The following is a 24,113-nucleotide window of genomic DNA, read 5'->3' as shown; positions in this document are numbered from 1 at the left end:
AGGCTGTGGATATGACCGATTCGACGATCCGGCAGATCCCGTTCCTCGACGCCTCGGGCGCGCAGAAGACTCTCGACGAGTACGACTCTGATGTGGTGCTCGTCGTCAACGTGGCCTCGAAGTGCGGCAACACCCCGCAGTATGAGCAGCTCGAGCAGCTGCAGCGCGAGTACGGCGATCGCGGGTTCACGGTGCTCGGATTCCCGTGCAACCAGTTCATGGGCCAGGAGCCGGGTTCGATGGAGCAGATCCTGGAGTTCTGCTCCACGACCTACGGCGTCACCTTCCCGGTGAACCAGAAGGTCAAGGTCAACGGCCGCAACGCGCACGACCTGTTCAAGGCGCTCACGGAGACGTCGGATGCCGCAGGCAAGGCGGGCCGCGTGGAATGGAACTTCGAGAAGTTCCTGGTGGGCGCCGACGGATCCGTGAGCCGGTTCCGTCCGAAGCAGCTGCCGGACTCCCCGAGGTCGTCACGGCGATCGAGGATGCGCTGAACGCGGCGGGTCGCTGATTCGAGCGCTTCCGCCGAGCCTCGATAGGCTGGCGCGATGGACCAGCCGATCGTCATCCTGCTCTACGCGCTTCTCGTCGTCATCGTCGTGCTGTATTTCGTGGGACGGGTGCTGAAGAAGAAGGCACGGAACGCGGGGAACAGGCGAGCGGAGGCGAACAAGGCCCGTCAGGCTGCCGACGAGGGTCTCGGCGCCACAGTGACGGTGCACGCGGACGTCGACACGGTGCGCGAGCTCGTCGCACCGATCTTCGAGAGCACCAAGCGCGTGCGACGCGTATCGGATGGCACCTGGGCTCACACCCACTACAACGACGACGACGTCGTCTACGAACTCGCACCGGTACCCGACGGGACCCTCGTCGCCGTCTCCCGTGCGATCGAGTTCGCGGGAACCCTCAACGGCATGAAGCCGTGGGCGAAGCTGCGTCAGCAGATCGTCGCAGCGGCCGCCGAGCGCGGGATCACTGCCATCGAGGGGGCCCGTCCACTGGTGCGCAGCGGAGAGACCGGGCCGACCGGCGCCACGATGTGGCGTCCATCGGCCTGACCGCCATCGATGTCGCCTACTCGGCAGGGGCGGCGACGAGCTTCTTCGCCCAGACATCGCGGATGACGTTCTCGAACGCCTCCGGCGGCTGCGCTCCACTGACGCCGTACTGACCGTCGATGACGAAGAACGGCACCCCGTTGATGCCGTAGGCACGGGCCTGTGCCTGATCGGCGCGCACGGCCTCCAGGTACTCAGCGGCCTCGAGGGCGGAGCGTGCTTCGCCGGCATCCAACCCGATCTCGTCGGCGAGAGCGACGAGATCGTCGATACGACCGACATGCCGACCCTCGATGAAGTAGGCCGACATCAGGCGCTCCTTCATCTCGTGCTGCCTGCCGTTCGCCTTGGCGAAGTGCAGCAGTTCGTGGGCCTTGACCGTGTTGGTGTGCTGCAGCAGATCGAACCGGTACTGCAGGCCCGCGCCCGCGGCCACGTCGGTGACGCGCGCGAGCATCTGCTCGACCTGGTCGCGGGGCATGCCCTTGTGACCGGCGAGGAAGTCGATCTCGTCGCCGTCGAAGTCGACCGGCGTGTCGGGCGAGAGCTCGAAGGAGTGGAACGTGATGTTCACCTGCGGTGCGTCATCGTCGCTCGCGGTGGCCGCGAGGCCCGCTTCGAGGTTGCGCTTGCCGATGTAGCACCAGGGGCAGGCGATGTCGGACCAGATGTCGATCGAGATGGGTTCGCTCACACCACCGTGCAACTCCTGTGCCGACCGTCGTATTCCCTTCCGGTAATGTTGACCGAGATTTTCAGGCGGGATCCGGCGTATCCACGGCACCGCCGAAGCGACGGTCGCGCGACAGGTAGATGCCGATCGCCCGCCACAGCTCTTCGCGGGAGAAGTCCGGCCACAGCGTGTCGAGGAACACCATCTCGGCATACGCCGACTGCCAGAGCAGGAAGTTGGAGGTGCGCTGCTCCCCCGAGCTGCGCAGGAACAGGTCGACGTCGGGCATGTCCGGCACGTACAGGCGCCTGCGGATCTGCTTCTCGGTGATCGCACCCGGCTTGATCCGCCCGGCCTTCACGTCCTCGGCCAGCGCACGCACGGCATCCACCAGTTCGACCCGTCCGCCGTAGTTCACGCACATCGTGAGCGTGAGCACGTCATTGTCGCGGGTGAGCTGCTCGGCGAACTGCAGCTCTTTGATCACCGAGCCCCACAGCCGGGGCTTGCGTCCTGCCCAGCGCACCCGCACGCCCCACTCGTTGAGCTGGTCACGCCGTCGATGCAGCACATCGCGGTTGTAGCCCATCAGGAACCGCACCTCGTCGGGCGAGCGCGCCCAGTTCTCCGTTGAGAAGGCATACACCGAAAGGTGCTTGACCCCGGCCTGGATGGCACCGGCGACGACGTCGAGCAGCACCTCCTCACCGGCCTTGTGTCCCTCGATGCGGCTCAGGCCGCGGCGGTTCGCCCAGCGCCCGTTGCCGTCCATGACGATCGCGACGTGCTCGGGCACCGCCGGGAACTGCGGCGGATGCACGCCGGTCCAGTCCAGTGGACGGAACGGTACGGCATCCTTGTGCGTGTACGGCTTCGGGCTCAACGGGTTCCCTCCCACTGCGGGCCTGTCACGTGCTCGAGAGAGCGGATGCCGCGCTCGAGATGCCATTGCGCGTAGGCGGCGACAGCACCGGATGCCGAGCTCAGGTCTCCCGGTGCCGAGGCGTCGATCATGGCCCAGTCACCGCTCATCAGCGCACGCAGCAGCGTCAGCGTGGACGCCGAGATGCGCGGGCTGCCGGCGGGCGCACAGTCCTCGCACACCGTCCCGCCCAGCTGCGGCCCGAAATGGCGGTGCGGGCCCGGCGCACCGCAGCGGGCGCAGTCCTCCAGTGCGGGCGCCCAGCCCGAAAGCGCCATCACACGCAGCAGATACGAGTCCAGGATGCTGCGCGCGGCATGCTCCCCGCGCGACAGCGATCGCAGGCCTCCGACGAGCAGCAGGTACTGATCGGAGGTGGCCTCCGCCTCATTGAGCCGATCGGCGGTCTCGACCATGGCGCTGGCTGCAGTGAACCGCTCGTAGTCCACGGCGATCTCAGCGCCGTACGCACCCAGCGACTCCGCCTGCTGCACGATGTCGAGCGAACGTCCCTGATACAGCTGCACGTCGGCGACCATGAACGGCTCGAGTCTCGACCCGAACTTCGATGACGTGCGTCGCACGCCTTTCGCCACCGCGCGGATCTTGCCGTTGCGCCGCGAGAGCATCGTGACGATCCGGTCCGCCTCGCCCAGCTTGTGGGTGCGCAGGATCACCGCTTCGTCTCGATAGGTGGGCACCCTCGATTATCCCCTGCACAGGGGAGAATGGACGGGTGACCGAACCGCTCTTCATCATCCCGCTGTGGGCCGATCTGCTCGGCGTCGCGCTCGGTGGCATCCAGGGTGCGATGTTCGCCTCCGGCTTCCAGGGGGAACGCCGGCTGGACTGGCTCGGCGTCGCGATCATCGGCATCATGATCGGCATGGGCGGCGGTCTCATTCGAGATCTGCTGATCGGTCAGCCCCCGGCCACGCTGCAGAGCGACTGGTACCTCATCACGGCCGTCGGGGCGGCGCTGTTCGGGATGCTGCTGGCCGGTGTCTTCAACCGCATCAACATCCTCATCGTGGTGCTCGATGCGGTCGTGATCGGCATGTTCGGAGCGTTCGGGGTCAGTAAGGCCGTCGCCTTCGGCATCCCGCCGATCCCCGCGGTCTTCATCGGCGCCTGCGCGGCCGTCGGCGGCGGGGTGCTGCGCGATGTCCTGATGGGCCTGCCGGTCGCGATCATGCATGTCGGCTCGCTCTACGCGGTCGCCGCGGGGGTGGGCTGCACGGCGATCATGATCATGCACGCATTCGGCGTGGGCATCACGCTGGCGGCGGTGATCGGCATCGTCCTGACCGCGATCATCCGCGTGCTCGCCGTCGTCTACGATCTGTCACTGCCCGAGCAGCGCCGCCTGTACCGCCGCAAGGTCGCGACCGAGACCGGAATGATCCCGATCATCAAGCCCTGACCACAGCCCGTCTATATGGCGCTCGTGCACGCGACACGCCGGGATCCGCGTGCACGAGCGCCAAATAGACGGGCTTTGAAGGGGTCAGGCGTCGACGAGCTGGGCCTCGCGGGTGCGGATCGAGCGGTTCACGCACGACACGATCGCCTTCAGGCTCGCCGTGGAGATGTCGCCGTCGATGCCGACGCCCCACAGCCGATGCTCATCGACCTGCAGCTCGACATAGGCCGCCGCCTGGGCGTCGCCTCCGCTGGACATGGTGTGCTCGACGTAGTCGTACAGCGAGACGTCGAAACCGCGATCGCGCAGGATCTCGATGAAGGCCGCGATCGGACCGTTGCCGGTGCCGACCGTGGCGAACTGCTCCTCGCCGTCGCGCAGCACGACCTCCAGCGACACCTCACCGGACATGTCGCTGCGCGTCTGGGTGCCCAGCAGCTCGAAGCGGCCCCACTTGGCGTCGGCCTGGTCGGCCGGCAGGTACTCGTCGTTGAAGATCGTCCAGATCTGCTCGCTGGTGACCTCGCCGCCCTCGGCATCCGTCTTGGCCTGCACGACGCCGGAGAACTCGATCTGCAGTTTGCGCGGCAGATCCAGCGCGTGGTCGGTCTTCAGCAGGTACGCCACCCCACCCTTGCCGGACTGCGAGTTGACACGGATGACAGCCTCGTAGGAGCGGCCCAGGTCCTTCGGGTCGACCGGCAGGTAGGGCACCGCCCATTCGATCTCGTCGACCGTGACGCCCCGCTCTTCAGCGGTCGCGGCCATCGACTCGAAGCCCTTCTTGATGGCATCCTGATGCGAGCCGCTGAAAGCGGTGAACACCAGGTCCCCCGCCCAGGGACTGCGCTCGGGCACCGGCAGCTGGTTGCAGTACTCGACCGTGTGCTTGACCTGGTCGATGTCGCTGAAGTCGATCTGCGGGTCGATGCCCTGCGTGAACAGGTTGATGCCCAGCGCGACCAGATCGACGTTCCCGGTGCGCTCGCCGTTGCCGAACAGGCATCCTTCGATGCGGTCGGCGCCGGCCATGTAGCCGAGCTCGGCGGCGGCGATCGCTGTTCCCCGGTCGTTATGCGGATGCAGCGACAGGATGACGTTCTCGCGATGCGCCAGATGCCGGCTCATCCACTCGATGGAGTCGGCGTAGACGTTGGGGGTGGCCATCTCCACCGTCGCGGGCAGGTTGATGATCACCTTGCGATCGGGCGTGGGCTCCAGAACCTCGAGCACCTCGTTGCACACCTCGACGGCGTACTCCAGTTCGGTGCCCGTGTAGCTCTCCGGGGAGTACTCGTAGTACACCTCGGTGCCGGGGATGCGCTTCTCGAACTGGCGGCACAGCCGTGCCCTCCAGCGCGATCTGCTTGACGCCCTCGCGGTCGGAGCGGAACACCACCTCGCGCTGCAGCACGCTGGTGGAGTTGTAGAAGTGCACGATGGCCTGCTTGGCGCCGGCGATGGCCTCGTAGGTGCGCTCGATGAGATGCTCGCGGCACTGCGTCAGCACCTGGATGGTGACGTCGTCCGGGATGAGGTCCTCGTCGATCAGCTGGCGCACGAAGTCGAAGTCGGTCTGGCTCGCCGACGGGAATCCGACCTCGATCTCCTTGTAGCCCATGCTCACGAGCAGTTCGAACATCACGCGTTTGCGTTCGGGCGACATCGGATCGATGAGCGCCTGGTTGCCATCGCGCAGGTCGACGGCGCACCAGCGCGGCGCCTGGGTGATGCGATTGGCGGGCCAGGTGCGGTCGGGCAGGTCGACGCGGATCTGCTCGTGGAACGGCCGATACCTGTGGGTCGGCATCGAGGAGGGCTTCTGGGTGTTCTTCATGATGTGGGGCTTCTCTTGTCAGAAAGTGTGCTCAGGCCAACACAAGCGCCGCGACGAGAAGGCCCGAAGATCAGGACTCGTCACGGCAGCTAAGGAGAAGCAGACCGCCCAGAGGCATGGTCTGATGCTAGCACCACGTTGGGCGGATTGCTCACGGTGATGACGATGGCGGTCAGAATGATGAGCGCGGAGGCTTTCAGGGGACGAGGGCGACTTTGCCGCCCGGATGCCCGGATGCCAGCAGCTCCAGCGCCTGCGGCGCCTGATTCAGCGGGTACTCCCGTGCCATCGGAACGTCCAGAAGGCCCTGCTCGGCGAGCTCGACCAGATGCTCGCGTACAGCGTCGCGGAAGCGGGCGCTGTCGGGCAGTGAGCCGGCGATGGCCCGGATGCCGTGCTGCGCCGCGGCGTCAGCTGCCGCGATCGTGACGATGCGCGTGCGATCGGGCACGAGAGCGAGCGAGGTGGCGACCGCCTCATCGGTGCCGACCGCGTCCAGGGCTGCGTCGATCCGCTCGGCGCCGGCATCCACCAGTGCCGCCGTCACCCGTTCGGCGAGCCCGTCGCCGTACTCCACCGGGATGCCACCGAAGTCGCTCACCGTGTCGAATCGGGCCCTGCTGGCCGTGCCGATCACCCGGATGCCCTGCAGCGCCGCCTGCTGCAGCACGCTCACGCCCACCGCGCCCGAGGCACCGTGCAGCAGCACGGTCTCCCCCGCGGCAGCGCCGACGACTTCGAGCATCTCGGCCGCGGTCGTCCCCGCGAGCAGCAGGTTGGCCGCCTGCGGATGGCTCAGGGGCGCGGGCTTTCGCAGCACCTTCTGCGCGGGGACGGTGAGCTCCGTGGCGTACCCTCCCCTGACGCGGAAGGCGATGACCTCGTCGCCCACCGACACCGGACCCCTGACGATCGTCGTGTCGTCGCCGACAGCGGTGATGACTCCCGAGACCTCGTAGCCGATCGGCGTCGGAAGCTCCAGCCCGGGCCGGGGCCGTGCGACGTGCTTGGCGTCTGCGGGGTTGACCCCTGCTGCGTGGACGCGGATCGTGACCTCACCGACGCCAGGGCCCGGCACGTCGTCTTCTGCGAACCGCCAGGAGTCCGGCGTGCCCCACTGCTCGGCGATCCAGTGCCAGGCCATGTCAGAACCCCAATCGTCCGAGCTGCTTGGGATCGCGCTGCCATTCCTTGGCGACGCGCACATGCAGCTTCAGGAACACCCGAGTGCCCAGCAGCTCCTCGATGCCCCCGCGCGCCACGGCGCCGACATCGCGCAGGCGTGAACCCTTGTGCCCGATGATGATCGCTTTCTGACTGTCGCGCTCGACGACGATCGAGGCGTACACGTCGGTCAGATCGCCGTCTTCACGCGGTGCGACATCGTCGACCACGACAGCGATCGAGTGCGGCAGCTCGTCGCGCACACCCGCCAGCGCCGCCTCGCGGATGATCTCGGCGATCCTGTCGTCGGTGGACTCGTCGGTGACGATTCCGTCTTCGTAGAGCCGCGGCCCCTCGGGCATGAGGGCCAGCATCTCGTCGGCCAGCACGTCCAGCTGCTCGCGTCCCAGAGCGGAGAGCGGAATGACGGCTGCCCAATCCTCGCGCAGAGAGTCGACCTCCATGAGCCGCTCGACGATCTCGTCTCTGCCCGCAGCATCCGTCTTCGTGACGATCGCCACCTTCTTCGCCCGCGGATAGCCGTCCAGCGACGCCGCGATCCGGCGATCGCCGGGGCCCACCTTCTCGGTGGCGGGCACGCAGAAGCCGATCACGTCCACATCGCCGAGCACCTGCTCGACCAGGTCGTTCAGCCGCTCGCCGAGCAGCGTCCGCGGCTTGTGGATGCCGGGGGTGTCGACGATCACAAGCTGGCCGTCGGGACGGTTCAGGATGCCGCGGATCGCGCGCCGCGTGGTCTGCGGCTTCTCACTGGTGATTGCGATCTTCTCACCCACCAGCGCGTTCGTCAGCGTGGATTTGCCGACGTTCGGCCGCCCCACGAAGGTGACGAACCCGCTGCGCGTCGGTGCGCCCATCTCATCCCGTTCAGTCATCCCGTTGTCCTCCGTCGCGATCCGCATCCTCGTCATCATCACCGGCAGCGCGCTCCACGAACACGGTGGCGATGCCGCGTCCCCGTCCGCGCGAGGCGCCGCCGGTGAGCACCAGCCCCTTCACCGAGGTGGTCGCCCCGGGCTGAGGCACCTGGCCCAGCGCCTTGCCGAGAAGGCCGCCGATCGAATCGACATCCTCATCCTCCAGGTCCAATCCGAAAAGGTCGCCGACGTCCTCCAGCGGCAGCCGGGAGTTCACCCGGTAGCGTCCTGCGCCGAGATCGACCACCTCCGCCGGTCCGCGATCGTACTCGTCGGAGATCTCGCCGACCAGCTCCTCGATGAGATCCTCCAGAGAGACCAGGCCCGAGACGCCGCCGTGCTCGTCCACGACGATGCACACGTGCACCGCGTCCCGCTTCATCTGCTGCAGCAGCGATTCGGCCCGCATCGATTCCGGCACGAACGCGGCCGCGCGGGCGATCGGTCGCACCGGCGCCCCGCGCCAGGCGCTCTCATCGCGGTAGGCGAACTGCACGAGATCCTTCAGGTAGAGCACGCCGACCACATCGTCGGCATCGTCGTCGACGACGGGCATGCGTGAGACGCCGTGTCGCAGGAACAGCTCCATCGCCTCGGTGGTCGTGGCGGCCGCGTCGACGGTCAGCATCTCGGTGCGCGGCACCATCACGGCGCGCACGAACTGGTCGGTGAAGTCGAACACCGAGTGGATCAGATCCCTGTCGTCCTCCTCGATGAGAGAGTTCGACGCGGCCTCGTCGACCATGCTCAGCTGCTCCTCCGAGGCGAAGCTGCTTCTGCCCGCCCCGGGCGTCACCCGCCGTCCGGCGCGCACGAGGGCTTCGGCGAGAGGCCCCAGCAGCACCCGCACGGCACGGACCGTCGGGGCCCAGATCCGCAGGATGCCGGCCGCGTGCAGCCTGCCGTACGAGCGCGGGCTGGCGCCGACGAGCACGAAGGTGATGCCGGTCATCAGCACGGCGGCCGCGAGCATCGCCCACCAGATGCTCGGCAGCAGCGAGTCCAGCGAGACGGTCACGAGCACGGCGGCGGTCGTCTCAGAGGTCACGCGCATGAACGCGACCGCGTTGACATGCGGGTCGGGGTCGGCGGCGATGGCGCGCAATGCGGAGGACTTGCGGCCGATCGTCGCCAGCTCCTCGAGGTCGCTGCGCGAGGTCACCGAGAACGCGGCGTCGACCGCGGCCATCAGGCCGCCGAACGCCACCAGCAGCACAGCGGCCGCGAGCAGGATGACCGGTGTCATCGGTGTCGTTCGGCGTGCGCGAACCCTGCGATCAGGGTCTTCTGCAGCCCGAACATCTCACGCTCCTCATCGGGCTCGGCATGGTCGAATCCCAGCAGGTGCAGCAGCCCGTGCGTGGTGAGCAGGATCAGCTCGTCCATCAGGCTGTGGCCGGCCGCCTGCGCCTGAGATTCGGCCACCTGCGGGCAGAGCACGATGTCACCCAGCAGTCCGGCCGGTGTCGGACGGTCGGATGTTCCCGGGCGCAGCTCGTCCATCGGGAAGCTCAGGACGTCGGTGGGACCGGGCTCATCCATCCACTGCACGTGCAGCGCCTCCATGGCGCCCTCGTCGACGAGGACGATCGCCACCTCGGCATCCGGGCTGACGTGCAGCTGGGCGAGGTTGTAGTCAGTGAGCCGCTGCAGCACGGTCTCATCGACCTCGATGGCCGACTCGTTGTTGATCTCGATCATTCCAGGCCTCGTCTCGGCTTGCGGTCTCTCGGAGCGGGACGCATGCCTGCTCGTCGATCGGCACGATTGGCGAACTCCCGCGCCCGATCACGCTCGGCGCGCGCTGCCGTGCGCTGCTCGTCGTATTCGGTGTATGCGTCGACGATGCGCCCGACCAGGGAGTGCCGCACGACGTCGTCGCTGGTCAGTCGCGAGAAGTGGATGTCGTCGATCTCACTCAGCACCTGGGTGACCAGGCGCAGACCGGAAGCACCCGTGGGCAGGTCGATCTGAGTGATGTCTCCGGTGACGACCATCTTCGTGCCGAAGCCGAGCCTGGTCAGGAACATCTTCATCTGCTCGGGGGTGGTGTTCTGCGCCTCGTCGAGCACGACGAAGGAGTCGTTCAGGGTGCGTCCGCGCATGTACGCCAGCGGGGCGACCTCGATGGTTCCGGTGGCCATCAGCCGGGGCACGATCTCGGGATCCATCATCTCGTTCAGCGCGTCGTAGAGCGGGCGCAGATACGGGTCGATCTTGTCGTTGAGCGACCCGGGCAGGAACCCCAGCCGCTCTCCGGCCTCGACGGCGGGACGGGTGAGGATGATCCGCTGCACCTCCTTGCGCTGCAGCGCCTGCACGGCTTTCGCCATCGCGAGGTATGTCTTGCCGGTTCCGGCAGGACCGATGCCGAAGACGATCGTGTTCTCCTCGATCGCGTCGACGTACTCCTTCTGACCGAGGGTCTTGGGCCGGATCACCCGGCCGCGGGTGGAGAGGATCGCCTCTCCGAGCACCTCGCTGGGGCGGGGGCCGTCGTCCTGGCGCAGGATGCGCGCGGAGTTCTCCACATCGCTGGGGGCGAGATCATGACCGGATCGTGTCATGGTGAGCAGCTCCTGGACGAGCTCCACCGCGGACTGCACATCGGCATCCGCTCCACCGAGGCTGATCTCGTTCCCCCGCACGAGCACCTGCACCCGCGGATGCTGCTTCTCGAGCATCCGCAGCAGCCTGTCCTGCGGGCCGAGCAGCTGCACCATGGCGATGCCGTCGGCATAGATGCGCTCGGTGCGCTCGGGCTGGGCGGGGAACTGCGGCGCGCCGCCGTCAGAGGATGATGCCGCGTCAGAAGCCAACGAGTCTGCTCTCCTCGATGTCGGCGAGCACATGGGCGTGCACGTGGAAGACGGACTGGCCGGCACTGGCGCCGTTGTTGAAGATCAGGCGGAACTCCCCGTTGGCGTGGTCTGTGGCGATCTGCTTGGCGAGGGCGACCATCTCTGCGAGCAGCGCGGGATCGCCCGTGGCGAGCTCGGTGACGTCGCGATACTGCTCGGTCTTCGGGATCACGAGCACGTGCACGGGAGCCTGCGGGTTGATGTCGCGGATGGCGAAGACGCGATCGGTCTGCGCGACGAGATCCCCGGGGATCTCTCCGTTCAGGATCCGCGTGAAGATCGAGGGCTCTGTCATGACGTTCAGTCTACTGAGCGCTGGCACGGCCGGGCATGGATGTGCGGGTCACCAGCGCCCGAGCGCAGCGGAGAGCACGGCGATCGCCGCTGGTCCCGCGGTGGAGGTGCGCAGCACGCTCTCGCCGAGTCGAACCCGCTCCGCTCCCGCGGCCTCGAGCGTCGTCAGCTCCTCCGGGGAGATCCCGCCTTCGGGCCCGACCACCAGCACGATGTCGCGTCCGTCCGGGCGGACCGCAGAGATCCTCGCATCCGACCGGGGATCGAGCACCAGCATTCGCGCGCTCGCCGCGCGGCGGGCCAGCTGAACGGTGGACTCCACCTCGGCGACGGCCGGGACCCAGGCGCGATGCGCCTGCTTCGCCGCCTCGCGCACGATGCTCGCCCAGCGCTCCCGTCCCTTCGCCGTCTTCACGCCTTCCCAGCGCGACACGCTGCGCGCGGCCTGCCAGGGCACGATCTCATCCGCTCCCAGCTCGCATGCGGCCTGCACGGCGAGCTCGTCCCGGTCGCCCTTGGCCAGCGCCTGCGCGAGGATGATCCTCGAGGGCGGAGTCTCCTGCACGCGCCGCGAGGTGATCCGCACCGTCACCCGTGCCGCGGACACGTCTTCGACGGTGCCCTCCAGCCAGGTCCCTGCGCCGTCTCCGAGCGTGATGGTCTCCCCCACGCGCACGCGGCGCACCACCGAGGCGTGTCTGGCCTCGGTGCCCGCGAGCGAGATCAGGTCGCCGATCGCGGCGTCTGTGCAGTCAGCGACGATGAAATGCAATGCCATGGAGCTCCTTGTGGGCGGGCGGTCCTGGGTCGATGGTCCTGGGCGGGCGGTCCTGAGGCGCTCGGGCGACGGCTCTCAGTGGCTGCGGAAGCGGTCGCGCAGCTTGGAGAACAGCCCCTGCTGGAACTGGGCGAGGTGGGGCTCGGGAGCCTTGGTCTTCTTCGCGAAGTCCTCGATCAGCCGGCGCTGCGCCGAATCGAGCCTGGTGGGTGTGACCACCTGGACGCCCACGCGCAGATCGCCGCGCTGACTGCCGCGCAGCGGCGTCACCCCGCGGCCGGGGATCGTGAGCACATCACCGGACTGCACACCGGCACGCAGCTCGAGATCGACGGTGCCGTCGAGCCCCTCGATGGTCGTGGTGGTGCCGAGAATGGCATCCGGCATCGACACCTCGAGCGTCGCCAGCAGATCGTCGCCTTCGCGACTGAAAACCGGATGCGGGGCCACCGTCACCTCGACGTACAGGTCGCCGTGCGGTCCGCCGGCGCGGCCGACCGCCCCGGAGCCCGGCAGCTGCAGACGCAGCCCGGTCTCGACTCCGGCCGGGATGTCGAGCGAGACGGTGCGCCGCGTGCGTACGCGTCCCTGGCCGGCGCAGCCGCCACAGGGCAGCTCGATGACGGTTCCGTAGCCTTCACAGGAGCCGCAGGGCTGGGTCGTGATCACGTTTCCGAGCAGGCTGCGCACCTGCCGCTGCACGTGGCCGGAGCCGCCGCAGACGTCGCAGGTGACCGGCGCGGTGCCGGGCTGACAGCAGCTGCCTTGACAGGTCTCGCAGAGCACCGCGGTGTCCACCTCGATGTCGCGATGCGCACCGAAGACAACGTCCCCCAGGTCCAGGTCCACCCGCACCAGCGCATCCTCACCCCGCTCCCGACGGGACCGCGGGCGGGCGCTGCGGCCGCCTCCGGAGGCACCGAAGAACGACTCGAAGATGTCGCCGAATCCTCCGAACCCGCCGAAGCCGCCGCCGTTCTCATCGCCGCCCATGTCGTAGCGGCGGCGGGATTCCTCGTCGCCCAGCACGTCGTAGGCGTGCGTCACGAGCTTGAAACGCTCAGAGGCGTCATCACCCGGATTCACATCCGGGTGCAGCTGCCGCGCAAGCTTGCGGTAGGCCTTCTTGATCTCATCCTGGGAGGCGTCCCGGGATACCCCGAGGACTTCGTAGTGGTCCGCCACGATCACCTTTCTGCGTGTGCGTGAGTGTGTGCGACCGTCCGCATCAGCGGGCTGTCCCGTCTTCTTCGAGCATGCGCGACAGGTAGCGCGCCACCGCGCGTGCTGCGGCGAGGTTGCTCGGATAGTCCATGCGCGTCGGCCCCATCACTCCGACCCGCGCCGTTCCACCGGGCGCGGCGTAGTTGCTGGCGACGATGGAGGCCTCGCCGAGTCCGAAGGGCTCGTTCTCGGTGCCGATGCTCGTGGCGAGGCCGTGCTCGTCCGTGACCATCTCGCTCATCAGCCGCAGCAGGGTCACCTGCTCCTCGATCGCCTCCAGGAGCGGGTGGATGCTGCCGCGGAAGTCCTGCTCGCGGCGTGCCAGCGTCGCGGCGCCCGCCATCACGAGTCGCTCCTGGCGGAACTCTGCAAGCTCCTCGGAGATCACCGTGGCCAGCGCGCCGAGCGCAGGGTGCAGGCGTTGTGCGGCGGCAATGGGGGCTGTGGAGGCGAGCGCCTGCATGCGATCGGTCGCCTCACCGACGGCCTGCCCGGTGATCAGCGCCGCCAGCTGTGCGCGCAGCACGGCGACGTCGGCGTCGTCGAGGTCGATCGGCAGCGGCGCGATGCGCTGGGAGACACCGCCCGCATCGGTCACCAGCACCACCAGCATCCGATTCGGGGCGAGCGCCACCAGTTCGATGTGCGTGATGTTCGCGCGGGCGAAGGAGGGGTACTGGGCGAGCGCGACCTGCCCGGTCAGCTGCGTGAGCACGCGCACGGTGCGGATCATCAGATCGTCGAGGTCGGCGGGATCGGCCAGGAAGGTCTCGATCGCATTGCGCTGTCCGGTGGAGAGCGGGCGCACCTGGGCGAGGTGATTGACGAACAGGCGGTAGCCCTTGTCTGTGGGCACCCGGCCGGAAGAGGTGTGCGGCGCGACGATGAGGTCCTCGTCCTCGAGCTGCGCCATGTCGTTGCGGATGGTCGCCGCCGAGACGCCGAACGCGTGCCGCTCGACGATCGACCTGCTGCCGACCGGCTCGTGGGTGGCGACGTAGTCCTGCACGATCGCGCGAAGGACTTCGAGTCCTCGTTCTGTGACCATCATCCCTCCCGCTGGCACTCCGATCTTCCGAGTGCCAATCCTACCCTGCCGCCCTGTCCGGGTCCCCGGTTCACTCGGTCAGGGCGCGCACGACGGCATCCGCCAGCAGCCGTCCCCGCAGCGTCAGACGCACACGTCGCTCTCGCAGAGCCGATGCGGCATCCACCAGGCCGTCGGAGATGAGCTCCGCGACGCGCCCGCGGTGGGAGGTGGCGATGTCGGCGATCGGCAGCCCCTCGGCGAGCCGGCTCTGCAGCAGCACCCGCTCCAGTGTGCGCGCCCGCGCATCCGGCTGCTCGCGCCCCGCAGCAGGGGACTCCCCCAGGGCCAGTCGCTGCGCGTAAGCGGCCGGATGCTTCACATTCCACCAGCGCAGCCCCGCCACATGACTGTGCGCGCCAGGCCCGAACCCCCACCAGTCGAAGCCGCGCCAGTACGCCAGGTTGTGCCGGGACGCATGGGAACCCGTGCTCGCCCGACGCGCCCAGTTACTCACCTCGTACCAGTCGAAGCCCGCCGCGGCGAGCCGCTGGTCGGCCATCTCGTACATGTCGGCCTGCAGATCGTCATCCGGAGCGGGCACCTCGCCGCGGCGGATCTGCCGGGCCAGCTTCGTGCCGTCCTCGATGATCAGCGCATACGCGGAGATGTGGTCGGGTTCGAGCTCCAGCGCCGCCTCCAGCGAACGCTCCCAGTCGGCGAGGGTCTCCCCCGGCGCGCCGTAGATCAGATCGACGCTCACGTCGAGACCCGCATCGCGTGCGGACTGCACCGCTGTGCGCACGTTCTCCGGTCGGTGCGTGCGGTCGAGGGCTGCGAGCACCTTTGGCACAGCGGACTGCATGCCGATCGAGAGACGCGTCACCCCGGCGTCGCGAAGCGTCTCGGCGATCCGCGCCATGACGGTGTCGGGGTTCGCCTCGACGGTCACCTCCGCGCCGTCGCGGATGCCGAAGGCATCGGATGCCGCCGACAGCATTCGGGCGAGATCGCCGGGCGGAAGCAGCGTCGGCGTGCCCCCGCCGAAGAACACCGTGTCCATCGGGCGCACAGCGCCGGACTCGTCCAGCACGGTGCGCGCCAGGTCGATCTCCCGGATCAGCGTGTCGGCGTACTGGTCCTGCCTGGCGCCGCGCAGCTCGGTGGCTGTGTAGGTGTTGAAATCGCAGTAGCCGCACCGCACCCGGCAGAAGGGCACGTGCAGGTAGACGGAGAACGGCACGTCCGGATCGATGTCGAGCCCTGCCGGGAGCCGTCCGTCCGGCGGCGCGGGGTCGCCCAGCGGCAGCGGACCGGCCATCAGACGGGCGTCGCGTACAGCGGAGAGATCGCCCGCAGGTAGCGCGCGAACAGCTCTCGGCGACGGCGGCGCACCATGCCCGGCAGGTGGTAGAGCAGCGAGACCGGTGCATCGAATGCGCGCACCGTGAACCACACCTCGTCGGTGTCCTCACGCCAGTCGATGTCGAAGCACTCCTCGCCGCTGACCACGGATCCGCCGACGGTGCCGAGCACGAAGCCCACCCGACGGCGCTCCTCGGTCACGGAGATGACGCGCAGCTCGGCATCCGCTCGCATCCCGCCCGCCCTGCCGCGCAGTCGCAGTGTCGTCCCGGGCGCGACGAACGGCGTTCCTTCGGCGTCGTAACGCTGCTCCACCTGGCTGCGGCTCGGGGCGATCGGTGCGCCCTCGGAATCGAAGCTGATGCCGGTGTAGGTGTCGCCGGATGCCGGTCGAACATCGCTCAGCTCCAGCCCCGCCGCGCGCTGCGCCGTCCACGACAGCAGCGCGTCGGCGGCCGTGCGGAACCGTTCCTCGCCGCTTCCGATGCGCCAGGAGTCCTCGGCGGGAGTGCTGTTCTCCGGCGGGTACTGCATCAGATCGGGGGCGTGCGTCGCCCCGACCGCGGCATAGTCCACCGTGCCTTCTCGGAATGTCCCGCGACGCATGACCTCAAGCCTACTGATCGTTACTGGGAGAGCACTCACGACGCACGACATCCCGCTCGATCCGCACGGTGCATCCTCGTCCTACTTCTTGACCTCGACGTCGCCGGAGAGCGCTGCGATGAACGCCTCCTGCGGGACCTCGACGCGGCCGACCATCTTCATCCGCTTCTTGCCCTCCTTCTGCTTCTCGAGCAGTTTGCGCTTGCGGCTGATGTCACCGCCGTAGCACTTGGCGAGCACGTCCTTGCGGATCGCGCGGATGGTCTCGCGGGCGATGATGCGCGCGCCGATGGCCGCCTGGATCGGCACCTCGAACTGCTGGCGCGGGATGAGCTTGCGCAGCCGCTCGGCCATCATGGTGCCGTAGCCGTAGGCCTTATCGCGGTGCACGATCGAGCTGAACGCATCGACCTTCTCGCCCTGCAGCAGGATGTCGACCTTCACCAGGTCGGCCTCCTGCTGACCGGAGGGCTCGTAGTCGAGCGAGGCGTAGCCCTGGGTCTTGGACTTGAGCTGATCGAAGAAGTCGAAGACGATCTCGCCGAGCGGCATGTTGTAGCGCAGCTCGACCCGCTCCTCGCTGAAGTACTCCATGCCCAGCAGCGTCCCGCGCCGCGACTGGCACAGTTCCATCACGGTGCCCACGTAGTCCTTGGGAAGCAGGATGGCGGTGGTCACCATCGGCTCGGAGACCGAGGCGACGCGACCGTCGGGGTACTCGCTGGGGTTGGTGACCGTGACCTTCTCGCCGGTGTCGGTGGTCACCTCGTAGATCACGCTCGGCGCCGTGGTGATCAGGTCCAGACCGAACTCGCGGGAGAGCCGCTCGGTGATGATCTCCAGGTGCAGCAGGCCGAGGAAGCCGCAGCGGAATCCGAAGCCCAGTGCGACCGAGGTCTCGGGCTCGTACTGCAGCGAAGCATCCGAGAGCTTGAGCTTGTCGAGCGCCTCGCGCAGCTCGGCGTAGTCGCTGCCGTCGATCGGGTAGACGCCCGAGAACACCATCGGCTTCGGGTCGGTGTAGCCCGGCAGCGCTTCGGATGCCGAACTGCGCGCGGTCGTGACCGTGTCGCCCACCTTCGACTGACGCACATCCTTCACGCCGGTGATGAGGTAGCCCACCTCGCCGACGCCGAGTCCCTTGCTCGGGATGGGCTCCGGACTGGAGACGCCGATCTCGAGCAGATCGTGGACGGCCCTGGTCGACATCATCTGGATGCGCTCGCGGGGCTCGAGCCGGCCGTCCACCATCCGCACGTAGGTGACCACACCGCGGTAGGCGTCGTAGACCGAGTCGAAGATCATCGCGCGGGCGGGCGCATCGGCGTCGCCGACCGGCGCGGGGATGTCGCGGACGATGCGGTCGAGCAGGTCCTCCACGCCGATCCCGGTCTTGCCCGACACGCGCAGCACGTCGTCGGGGCTGCCGCCGATCAGATCGGCCAGCTCCCGGGCGAACTTGTCGGGGTCGGCGGCGGGCAGGTCGATCTTGTTGAGCACGGGGATGATCGTCAGATCGTTCTCCAGCGCCAAGTACAGGTTCGCCAGGGTCTGCGCCTCGATGCCCTGAGCGGCGTCGACGAGCAGTACAGCGCCCTCGCACGCCGCAAGCGAGCGGGACACCTCGTAGGTGAAGTCGACGTGCCCGGGCGTGTCGATCATGTTCAGCGCGAAGGTGTCACCCGCGACCTGCCACGGCATCCGCACGGCCTGGCTCTTGATCGTGATCCCGCGCTCGCGCTCGATGTCCATCCGGTCCAGATACTGGGCGCGCATATCGCGGTCGGCGACGGAGCCGGTGATCTGCAGCATCCGGTCGGCCAGGGTCGACTTGCCGTGGTCGATGTGGGCGATGATGCAGAAGTTGCGGATCTGCGAAGCGGGCGTCGCCGCAGGCGACAACGGGGTGAGAGCGCGGGGTGACATAGGGTCCTTGGAGCGGCCGATGGGGTCGTGACGAGTCTACGTTCAGGCGACCCTAATCCCCCATTCCTGCGCACCGGTGATAGTCTCGCGAAGTTGCCTGGACACCCTGAGATCGGGTGTCATAGGGCAGAGGACTCCGTCGCAGCGACCAGCCTGTCGGCGTGCGTTATCTGCGGGATGGTGCTTGAATGTCATCCCGACCCAGCGTTGCGTCGGAAGATCCCGCGCGTGCTGTAAAAGAGAAAGAATCACCACCTTGATCAAGTATCTCGTGCGCCGGACACTCGGCTGGCTGCTGATGATCGTGGTCGCGACCAACGTCACCTATTTCCTGGCGTGGTCGTTCCTCGATCCGCGCAGCAACTACGTCGGGCGCAAGCCACCAGTCACTCCCGAGCAGATCGAGAATCTGCTTCGCCCCCGCAACCTCGACGCGAGCGTGCCGCTGCTCGATCGATGGTGGGCCTGGTTCACCGGGATCCTGCTCCGCTGGGATTGGGGGTGAGCCCCACGGGAGGCTCGGTCAACGATCAGGTGGGCTTCCGGATGTGGGTCAGCGCGGAGCTGGTGCTCGGCGCCACGATCATCATGACTCTGCTGGGCATCTGGATCGGCGTGTACACGGCATCACGGCAGTACAAGCTGGGTGACCGCATCTGGCAGGGCATCTCGATCGTCACGCTGAACATCAACATCATCGTGGCGGGCCTGGCAGTGGTCATCCTCGCGATCAACTTCAACAACTGGGTCGGCGTCCGCGTCTTCTACGTGACCGGGTCGTCCACCGAGGGGGTGACCGGGTTCTTCCCGGTGATCATCGATGCGCTGCAGCATCTGGCACTGCCCACCATCGCCTTGGTCGTGACCGGCTATGCGGGAACGCACTTCCTGCAGCGCTCGCTGCTGCTGGACAACATCAGCGCCGACTACGTGCGCACCGCACGCGCCAAGGGCCTCACCAAGCCGCAGGCCATCCGTCGCCACGCCCTGCGCACCTCGCTGATCCCAGTGGCCACACAGGTCGCTTTCTCGATCCCGGCGATCTTCACCGGCGGAATCCTGACCGAGACGATCTTCGCCTGGCAGGGCATGGGCCGCTACTTCCTGACCACGATCAACGGCAACGATGTGCACGGCGTCGTGGCCGTGGCTGCATTCGGCGCTCTGCTGACCGCCATCGGCGCTCTGCTCGCCGACATCACCGTCGTGGTCCTCGATCCGCGAGTGAGGGTGAGCTGATATGAGCACCGATATGATCGACCCTGCTGTGCAGCCCCTGTGGGCCCCGACACCACGGCTGAGCGCATCCCCGGCAAGCAGCTGAGCAAGTGGACGTTGTACACCCGCCGCTTCGCGCGCAACAAGCCCGCTGTCGCCGGCATTGTGATCTTCATCCTGATGGTGATCTACTCGATCGTCGTCCCACTCACCTCGCCCTACTCGATCGAGGACCAGGACTTCCTGAACCTCGCCACCGGCCCCTCCGCCGAGCACTGGTTCGGCACCACTGCCGGGGGAACGACACCTGGACGCAGACTGCGGTGGGCCTGCAGCGCTCGCTGATGATCGCCGTGACGGTCTCCGTCGGCGTAACCGCACTGTCGGCCATCGTCGGCACCGCGGCGGCCTTCTTCCGCGGTCGCATCGAGCAGATCACGCTGCTGATCATCCACTTCCTGATGGTGGTGCCCACGTTCCTCATCCTCGCTCTGGTGTCCAACGACGCCGGCGGCGACTGGCGAGTGATCTCGCTGGCGATGATCTTCGTGAGCTGGTTCTTCCCGGCCCGTGTGATCTGGACACTGGCGCTGTCGCTGCGCGAGCGCGAGTACGTCGATGCGGCGCGGTACATGGGCGTGCCCGGCATGAAGATCGTGCTGCGCCACCTGGTGCCCAACATCGGCTCGCTCCTGGTGATCAACTTCACGCTCGGCGTCGTCAGCGCCGTGATGACCGAGACCGGCCTGTCGTTCATCGGCTTCGGCGTCAAGATCCCCGATGTGTCGCTGGGCTCGCTGATCGGCTACGGAGCGGCCACCGTCACCAGCGCCCCCTGGCAGTTCTACTTCCCCGCGCTGGCGCTGACGCTGCTGACCGTGTCGATGGCGCTGGTCGCCGACGGTCTGCGCGATGCCCTCGATCCCACCTCGGCGGCAGGAGGCCAGGCATGAACACTCCCACGTCACAGACCGTCCTCTCCGTCCGCGATCTCAAGGTCAGCTTCGCCTCCGAGGCCGGGCGCGTCGATGCCGTGCGCGGGGTCTCCTTCGATCTCGAGGCCGGCAAGACGCTCGGCATCGTCGGAGAGTCCGGCTCCGGCAAGTCCGTCACGTCCCTCGCGATCATGGGACTGCTCGACGAGAACGCGAAGGTCACCGGCTCCGTGCAGTTCGAGGGACAAGAGCTGCTGGGCAAGACCGACAAGCAGATGTCGCTGATCCGCGGCAACGGCATGGCCATGGTCTTCCAGGATCCGCTGACCTCGCTGACCCCGGTCTTCACCATCGGCGACCAGCTCGTCGAGGCGCTCACCGTGCACCGCGGGCTCTCGAAGAAGGACGCCTGGGAGCGCTCGCTCGAGCTGCTGACCGTCGTGGGCATCTCCGAGCCCGAGAAGCGGATGAAGTCGTTCCCGCACGAGTTCTCGGGCGGGATGCGCCAGCGGGTTGTCATCGCGATCGCAATGGCCAACAACCCGCGCCTGATCATCTGCGACGAGCCGACCACGGCGCTGGACGTGACGATCCAGGCCCAGATCCTCGATCTGATCGAGAAGGCTCAGTCCGAGACCGGCGCCGCCGTGATCATGATCACGCACGACATGGGTGTGGTCGCCCGCACGGCCGACGAAGTCATGGTGATGTACGCAGGCAAACCCGTGGAGCAGGCTCCGGCCCACGAGCTGTTCCACAACACGCGGATGCCGTACTCGATCGGCCTGCTCGGCGCCATCCCGCGCATCGACAAGGCAGAGAAGGAGCCGCTGATCCCGATCAAGGGCAACCCGCCGCTGCTGATCGATCTGCCGGATGCGTGCCCCTTCGCCTCCCGCTGCCCGATCGTCGTCGACGCGTGCCTCAAGCGCGAGCCCGATCTGATGCCGGTGGGATCCGACGGCGGCGAGCAGCATCTGGCCGCCTGCATCCGCGCCGATCAGATCGATCGCGACGGACTCATCGGCGGACTGCCGGTGTACCCGGCACCCGAGCTGCACGAAAGCGAGCTGACCCGCAAGCCGCGCGAGGAGCGGCCGGTCACCCTCGAGGTGCGCAACATGGTCAAGACCTTCCCGCTGTTGAAGGGCGCGCTCTTCAAGCGCAAGGTCGGCGAGGTGCGGGCCGTCAAGGGCATCAGTTTCGATGTCCGCGAAGGCGAGACGATGGCGATCGTGGGCGAGTCGGGTTCCGGCAAGACCACCACGCTCCTCGAGATCATGAACTTCGAGAAGCAGCAGGACGGCGACATCGTCATCGCCGGCACCAGCGTGAACGGCCTCACCAGCAGGAGCGTGGAGCGCAAGCTGCGTCACGACATCCAGATCGTCTTCCAGGATCCGATGGGCGCCCTGGATCCGCGCATGACGGTGACCGACATCATCGCCGAGCCGATGCACGCGATCGGCATGCACCGCGACGAGATCCACTCCCGCGTGCAGGAGCTGATGGACCTGGTCGGCCTGAACCCCGCGCATCGCGACCGCTTCCCCGGCGCGTTCTCGGGTGGACAGCGGCAGCGCATCGGCATCGCCCGTGCACTGTCGACCAACCCGAAGATCGTCGTGCTCGACGAGCCGGTCTCGGCACTGGACGTGTCGATCCAGGCGGGCGTGATCAACCTCCTCGACGAGCTGAAGGCCAAGCTGGGCCTGTCGTACCTGTTCGTGGCACACGACCTCTCGGTCATCCGCCACATCGCCGATCGGGTCGCCGTGATGTATCTCGGCGAGTTCGTCGAGTACGGCGACGTGGATGAGGTGTTCGACAACCCTCAGCATCCGTACACGCAGGCGCTGCTCTCGGCGATCCCGGTGCCGGACCCCGACATCGAGCGCACCCGCCAACGTGTCGTGTTCGACCCCGAGACGATGAGCACGCGGCCCGCGACCGTGTGAGTGGCCCGTCCTGACCCGGCGGAACATCACCATCGGGTCACCATCGGGTCACCGTCCGATAACGGTTAGTCACGATTCACTCACACACGCCTTGCATGCGACGCGATGCGAACTAACCTCCCCTTATGACACGCCGAAAGGCGAAAGGAGCACCATGAAGCAGCACAAGCTGATGGGAGCGCTGGCACTCACCGGCGCTTTCGCACTCGCACTGAGCGGGTGCGCAACCGACACCGGCAACACCGGTAACGGCGGCGGCGACAACGGTGGCGACAAGGCCCCCGAGACCCAGGCAGCGGACTACAACCCGCAGCCCCGTGAGAACCTGAAGCAGGGTGGCACGGTCAACTTCCCCATCGCGGAGATCCCGGAGCAGCTGAACGCCTTCAACACTGACGCGAGCGCAAGCACCGCCACACTCGCCGCGTGGTACACGCCGCAGGTCATGCTGATGAAGCCGGACGGCACGCCGTACAAGAACGACAACTACCTCGATGAGTGGAAGTATGAGGTCAAGGACGGCAAGACGGTTCTGACCTTCACCTTCACCGACAAGGCCACCTGGAACGACGGCACGCCGATGGACTGGACGGCCATCGACGCCACCTGGAAGGCCAACCGCTCGAACGACGAGGGCTTCCATCCGAACGCGATCGACGGCTACAAGGAGATCGAGAAGGTCGAGCAGGGCGACACCCCCAAGACCGCGATCGTCACCTTCAAGGGCGAGTTCGCCTGGCCGCAGATGCCGTTCCTCACTGGTGTGATCCACCCGAAGCTGGCCGATCCGGACACCTTCAACAACGCCATGATCGACGATCCGCACGCGGAGTGGGGCGCCGGCCCGTACACCGTCGATGAGTTCGACGCGAACACCGACTTCATCTCGTTCAAGCCGAACGACAAGTGGTGGGGCGACAAGCCGCTGCTCGACAGGGTCACCTTCCAGGGCATGGACTCCCAGGCTTCGATCAACGCCTTCAAGAACGGCCAGATCGACCAGGTCGGCGTCGGCACGAAGGACCGCCTCGCGCAGGTCGCCGACATGAAGGACATCACGATCCACCGCGCTCAGCAGACCGCGAACACGCTGCTGGAGGTCGACGCCGAGAAGCCGCAGTTCCAGGACGTCGAGGTGCGCAAGGCGTTCTTCATGGCGATCAACATCGAGCAGCAGAAGAAGATCGCCTGGAACGGCCTGGACTACGACGAGGAGCCGGCCGGTTCCTTCACGCTGTTCTCGTTCCAGCCCGGTTACAGCAACTCGCTCGAGAAGGCGGGTTGGAAGTACGACCCGGACGAGGCGAACAAGATCCTCGATGAGGCCGGATGGGAGAAGGGTGCCGACGGCATCCGCGAGAAGGACGGTGTGAAGCTGTCCGTCACCTACCCGATCTTCAGCGACGACCCGACGCAGGCAGCGCTCGCGCAGTCGATGCAGAAGTCCGAGAAGGAGATCGGCTTCGATCTGAAGATCGATGTCCGCCCGTCGAACAAGTTCGCCGAGGACTACAACTCCAAGAACTGGGATGTCGCCGGTCTGCGCTTCACCTCGTCCGACCCGTTCGGCGCCGCCTGGTTCTTCCAGCTGTACGGTCAGGACCAGGGCCTGAACCTCTCGGGCGTGCAGAACGCCGAGACCGACCAGAAGATCCACGACCAGGTGGAGTCGATCAGCGACCCGGTCAAGCAGACCGCAGCCGCGATGGACCTCGAGGTCGAGATCTTCAAGGAGTGGGGCCTGATCCCGCTGTACAACGGTCCGTCGATCTCTGCGACCAAGAAGGGTCTGGCCAACCTGACCCCCGAGCCCTATGTGGGCCTGGACCTCTTCGGCGTGCAGCCGGTGGAGAACGTGGGCTGGGAGAAGTAAGCACTTCCGCTCGCGAAGCGGGGTCGG

At 67.2% G+C, this 24,113-nt stretch carries 23 protein-coding genes and 2 pseudogenes; 9 read left to right on the top strand and 16 right to left on the bottom strand.

All coding sequences use genetic code 11. From position 1 onward, the window contains the following. Positions 1-11 precede the first annotated feature (11 nt). Positions 12-514: pseudogene (locus QUE33_RS03285) on the top strand (glutathione peroxidase). A 37-nt stretch (positions 515-551) separates the two neighbouring features. Next, positions 552-1,064, top strand: a complete 513-nt coding sequence (locus tag QUE33_RS03280; RefSeq protein WP_286301914.1) for a hypothetical protein — start codon at positions 552-554, stop codon at positions 1,062-1,064. Positions 1,065-1,080: 16 nt separating this feature from the next. On the opposite strand, the gene QUE33_RS03275 is transcribed toward QUE33_RS03280, so the two are convergent. The 3 genes from QUE33_RS03275 to recO form a co-directional block, all read right to left on the bottom strand. After that, entirely contained in the window at positions 1,081-1,758 is a 678-nt protein-coding gene (locus QUE33_RS03275; protein ID WP_286301912.1) for a DsbA family oxidoreductase, read from the bottom strand. 61 nt (positions 1,759-1,819) lie between these two features. Beyond that, on the bottom strand, positions 1,820-2,620 hold the full coding sequence (locus tag QUE33_RS03270; RefSeq protein ID WP_286301910.1) for an isoprenyl transferase: 801 nt from the start codon (positions 2,618-2,620) through the stop codon (positions 1,820-1,822). Continuing rightward, on the bottom strand, positions 2,617-3,360 hold the full coding sequence (gene recO, locus QUE33_RS03265; RefSeq protein WP_286301908.1) for a DNA repair protein RecO: 744 nt from the start codon (positions 3,358-3,360) through the stop codon (positions 2,617-2,619). Before recO ends, QUE33_RS03270 begins: the two co-directional genes overlap by 4 nt. A 35-nt stretch (positions 3,361-3,395) precedes the next feature. On the opposite strand from recO, the gene QUE33_RS03260 reads away from it, so the two are divergent. Next, on the top strand, positions 3,396-4,082 hold the full coding sequence (locus tag QUE33_RS03260) for a trimeric intracellular cation channel family protein (protein WP_286301907.1): 687 nt from the start codon (positions 3,396-3,398) through the stop codon (positions 4,080-4,082). A gap of 84 nt (positions 4,083-4,166) precedes the next feature. Here QUE33_RS03260 and leuA read toward each other — a convergent pair. The 13 genes and pseudogenes from leuA to lepA all read right to left on the bottom strand — a co-directional run bounded on the left by leuA (position 4,167) and on the right by lepA (position 18,102). Then, a pseudogene (leuA, locus tag QUE33_RS03255) lies at positions 4,167-5,919 on the bottom strand (2-isopropylmalate synthase). Between the two features lie 196 nt (positions 5,920-6,115). Beyond that, positions 6,116-7,063, bottom strand: a complete 948-nt coding sequence (locus QUE33_RS03250; protein WP_286301904.1) for an NADP-dependent oxidoreductase — start codon at positions 7,061-7,063, stop codon at positions 6,116-6,118. 1 nt (position 7,064) lies between these two features. Then, complete coding sequence (era, locus tag QUE33_RS03245; RefSeq protein ID WP_286301902.1) at positions 7,065-7,979, bottom strand: GTPase Era; 915 nt, start codon at positions 7,977-7,979, stop codon at positions 7,065-7,067. After that, the gene (locus tag QUE33_RS03240; protein ID WP_286301901.1) at positions 7,972-9,267 is read right to left on the bottom strand and encodes a hemolysin family protein; all 1,296 of its coding nucleotides are present in this window, start codon (positions 9,265-9,267) and stop codon (positions 7,972-7,974) included. The genes era and QUE33_RS03240 overlap by 8 nt, the downstream gene beginning before the upstream one ends. Beyond that, the gene (gene ybeY, locus QUE33_RS03235) at positions 9,264-9,722 is read right to left on the bottom strand and encodes an rRNA maturation RNase YbeY (RefSeq protein WP_286301900.1); all 459 of its coding nucleotides are present in this window, start codon (positions 9,720-9,722) and stop codon (positions 9,264-9,266) included. The genes QUE33_RS03240 and ybeY overlap by 4 nt, the downstream gene beginning before the upstream one ends. After that, positions 9,719-10,744 (bottom strand): PhoH family protein, encoded by a 1,026-nt coding sequence (locus QUE33_RS03230; RefSeq protein ID WP_286303024.1) that lies wholly within the window; start codon positions 10,742-10,744, stop codon positions 9,719-9,721. The genes ybeY and QUE33_RS03230 overlap by 4 nt, the downstream gene beginning before the upstream one ends. Positions 10,745-10,829: 85 nt before the next feature. After that, positions 10,830-11,177, bottom strand: a complete 348-nt coding sequence (locus tag QUE33_RS03225) for an HIT domain-containing protein (protein ID WP_286301899.1) — start codon at positions 11,175-11,177, stop codon at positions 10,830-10,832. Positions 11,178-11,225: 48 nt separating this feature from the next. Beyond that, positions 11,226-11,954 (bottom strand): 16S rRNA (uracil(1498)-N(3))-methyltransferase, encoded by a 729-nt coding sequence (locus tag QUE33_RS03220; RefSeq protein WP_286301898.1) that lies wholly within the window; start codon positions 11,952-11,954, stop codon positions 11,226-11,228. 75 nt (positions 11,955-12,029) lie between these two features. Further along, complete coding sequence (gene dnaJ / locus QUE33_RS03215) at positions 12,030-13,139, bottom strand: molecular chaperone DnaJ (protein WP_286301896.1); 1,110 nt, start codon at positions 13,137-13,139, stop codon at positions 12,030-12,032. Positions 13,140-13,182: 43 nt separating this feature from the next. Then, positions 13,183-14,226 carry a heat-inducible transcriptional repressor HrcA gene (gene hrcA / locus QUE33_RS03210; protein ID WP_286303023.1) on the bottom strand — a complete coding sequence of 348 codons (1,044 nt, stop codon included), beginning with the start codon at positions 14,224-14,226 and terminating at the stop codon, positions 13,183-13,185. A 70-nt stretch (positions 14,227-14,296) separates the two neighbouring features. Beyond that, positions 14,297-15,526, bottom strand: coding sequence for a radical SAM family heme chaperone HemW (hemW, locus tag QUE33_RS03205; RefSeq protein ID WP_286301894.1), 1,230 nt, complete (start codon positions 15,524-15,526; stop codon positions 14,297-14,299). Further along, entirely contained in the window at positions 15,526-16,176 is a 651-nt protein-coding gene (locus tag QUE33_RS03200; RefSeq protein WP_286301891.1) for a DUF1990 domain-containing protein, read from the bottom strand. The genes hemW and QUE33_RS03200 overlap by 1 nt, the downstream gene beginning before the upstream one ends. 81 nt (positions 16,177-16,257) lie before the next feature. After that, positions 16,258-18,102 carry a translation elongation factor 4 gene (gene lepA / locus QUE33_RS03195; RefSeq protein WP_286301889.1) on the bottom strand — a complete coding sequence of 615 codons (1,845 nt, stop codon included), beginning with the start codon at positions 18,100-18,102 and terminating at the stop codon, positions 16,258-16,260. 256 nt (positions 18,103-18,358) lie between these two features. On the opposite strand from lepA, the gene QUE33_RS03190 reads away from it, so the two are divergent. From QUE33_RS03190 to QUE33_RS03165, 6 genes are all read left to right on the top strand, one after another. Then, positions 18,359-18,607, top strand: coding sequence for an ABC transporter permease family protein (locus QUE33_RS03190; protein WP_286301887.1), 249 nt, complete (start codon positions 18,359-18,361; stop codon positions 18,605-18,607). Next, on the top strand, positions 18,604-19,341 hold the full coding sequence (locus tag QUE33_RS03185; RefSeq protein ID WP_286301886.1) for an ABC transporter permease: 738 nt from the start codon (positions 18,604-18,606) through the stop codon (positions 19,339-19,341). Before QUE33_RS03190 ends, QUE33_RS03185 begins: the two co-directional genes overlap by 4 nt. Before the next feature lie 39 nt (positions 19,342-19,380). Then, positions 19,381-19,665: a hypothetical protein gene (locus QUE33_RS03180; protein WP_286301883.1), complete on the top strand. Its 285-nt coding sequence runs from the start codon at positions 19,381-19,383 to the stop codon at positions 19,663-19,665. Further along, on the top strand, positions 19,644-20,273 hold the full coding sequence (locus QUE33_RS03175) for an ABC transporter permease (RefSeq protein WP_286301882.1): 630 nt from the start codon (positions 19,644-19,646) through the stop codon (positions 20,271-20,273). Before QUE33_RS03180 ends, QUE33_RS03175 begins: the two co-directional genes overlap by 22 nt. Continuing rightward, on the top strand, positions 20,270-22,213 hold the full coding sequence (locus QUE33_RS03170) for an ABC transporter ATP-binding protein (protein ID WP_286301881.1): 1,944 nt from the start codon (positions 20,270-20,272) through the stop codon (positions 22,211-22,213). The genes QUE33_RS03175 and QUE33_RS03170 overlap by 4 nt, the downstream gene beginning before the upstream one ends. A 154-nt stretch (positions 22,214-22,367) precedes the next feature. Beyond that, a complete protein-coding gene (locus QUE33_RS03165) occupies positions 22,368-24,086 on the top strand; it encodes an ABC transporter family substrate-binding protein (RefSeq protein WP_286301880.1) in 1,719 nt (572 codons plus the stop codon). Positions 24,087-24,113: the final 27 nt, after the last annotated feature.

It is taken from the genome of Microbacterium suwonense, assembly GCF_030296555.1.
GTDB classification, from domain to species: domain Bacteria; phylum Actinomycetota; class Actinomycetes; order Actinomycetales; family Microbacteriaceae; genus Microbacterium; species Microbacterium suwonense.
Note: the sequence above shows the minus strand (reverse complement) of the source record. Positions and strands in the feature narration are given on the sequence as shown.

Bases quoted from the DNA above. Each gene is read 5' to 3' on its own strand.
- lepA (WP_286301889.1), bottom strand. From the start codon at position 18,102: ATGTCACCCCGCGCTCTCACCCCGTTGTCGCCTGCGGCGACGCCCGCT.
- ybeY (WP_286301900.1), bottom strand. From the start codon at position 9,722: ATGATCGAGATCAACAACGAGTCGGCCATCGAGGTCGATGAGACCGTG.
- QUE33_RS03165 (WP_286301880.1), top strand. From the start codon at position 22,368: ATGAAGCAGCACAAGCTGATGGGAGCGCTGGCACTCACCGGCGCTTTC.
- QUE33_RS03225 (WP_286301899.1), bottom strand. From the start codon at position 11,177: ATGACAGAGCCCTCGATCTTCACGCGGATCCTGAACGGAGAGATCCCC.
- QUE33_RS03280 (WP_286301914.1), top strand. From the start codon at position 552: ATGGACCAGCCGATCGTCATCCTGCTCTACGCGCTTCTCGTCGTCATC.
- QUE33_RS03250 (WP_286301904.1), bottom strand. From the start codon at position 7,063: ATGGCCTGGCACTGGATCGCCGAGCAGTGGGGCACGCCGGACTCCTGG.
- QUE33_RS03240 (WP_286301901.1), bottom strand. From the start codon at position 9,267: ATGACACCGGTCATCCTGCTCGCGGCCGCTGTGCTGCTGGTGGCGTTC.
- hemW (WP_286301894.1), bottom strand. From the start codon at position 15,526: ATGGCCGGTCCGCTGCCGCTGGGCGACCCCGCGCCGCCGGACGGACGG.
- QUE33_RS03230 (WP_286303024.1), bottom strand. From the start codon at position 10,744: ATGGTGCAGCTGCTCGGCCCGCAGGACAGGCTGCTGCGGATGCTCGAG.
- QUE33_RS03200 (WP_286301891.1), bottom strand. From the start codon at position 16,176: ATGCGTCGCGGGACATTCCGAGAAGGCACGGTGGACTATGCCGCGGTC.
- era (WP_286301902.1), bottom strand. From the start codon at position 7,979: ATGACTGAACGGGATGAGATGGGCGCACCGACGCGCAGCGGGTTCGTC.
- hrcA (WP_286303023.1), bottom strand. From the start codon at position 14,226: ATGGTCACAGAACGAGGACTCGAAGTCCTTCGCGCGATCGTGCAGGAC.
- QUE33_RS03170 (WP_286301881.1), top strand. From the start codon at position 20,270: ATGAACACTCCCACGTCACAGACCGTCCTCTCCGTCCGCGATCTCAAG.
- QUE33_RS03220 (WP_286301898.1), bottom strand. From the start codon at position 11,954: ATGGCATTGCATTTCATCGTCGCTGACTGCACAGACGCCGCGATCGGC.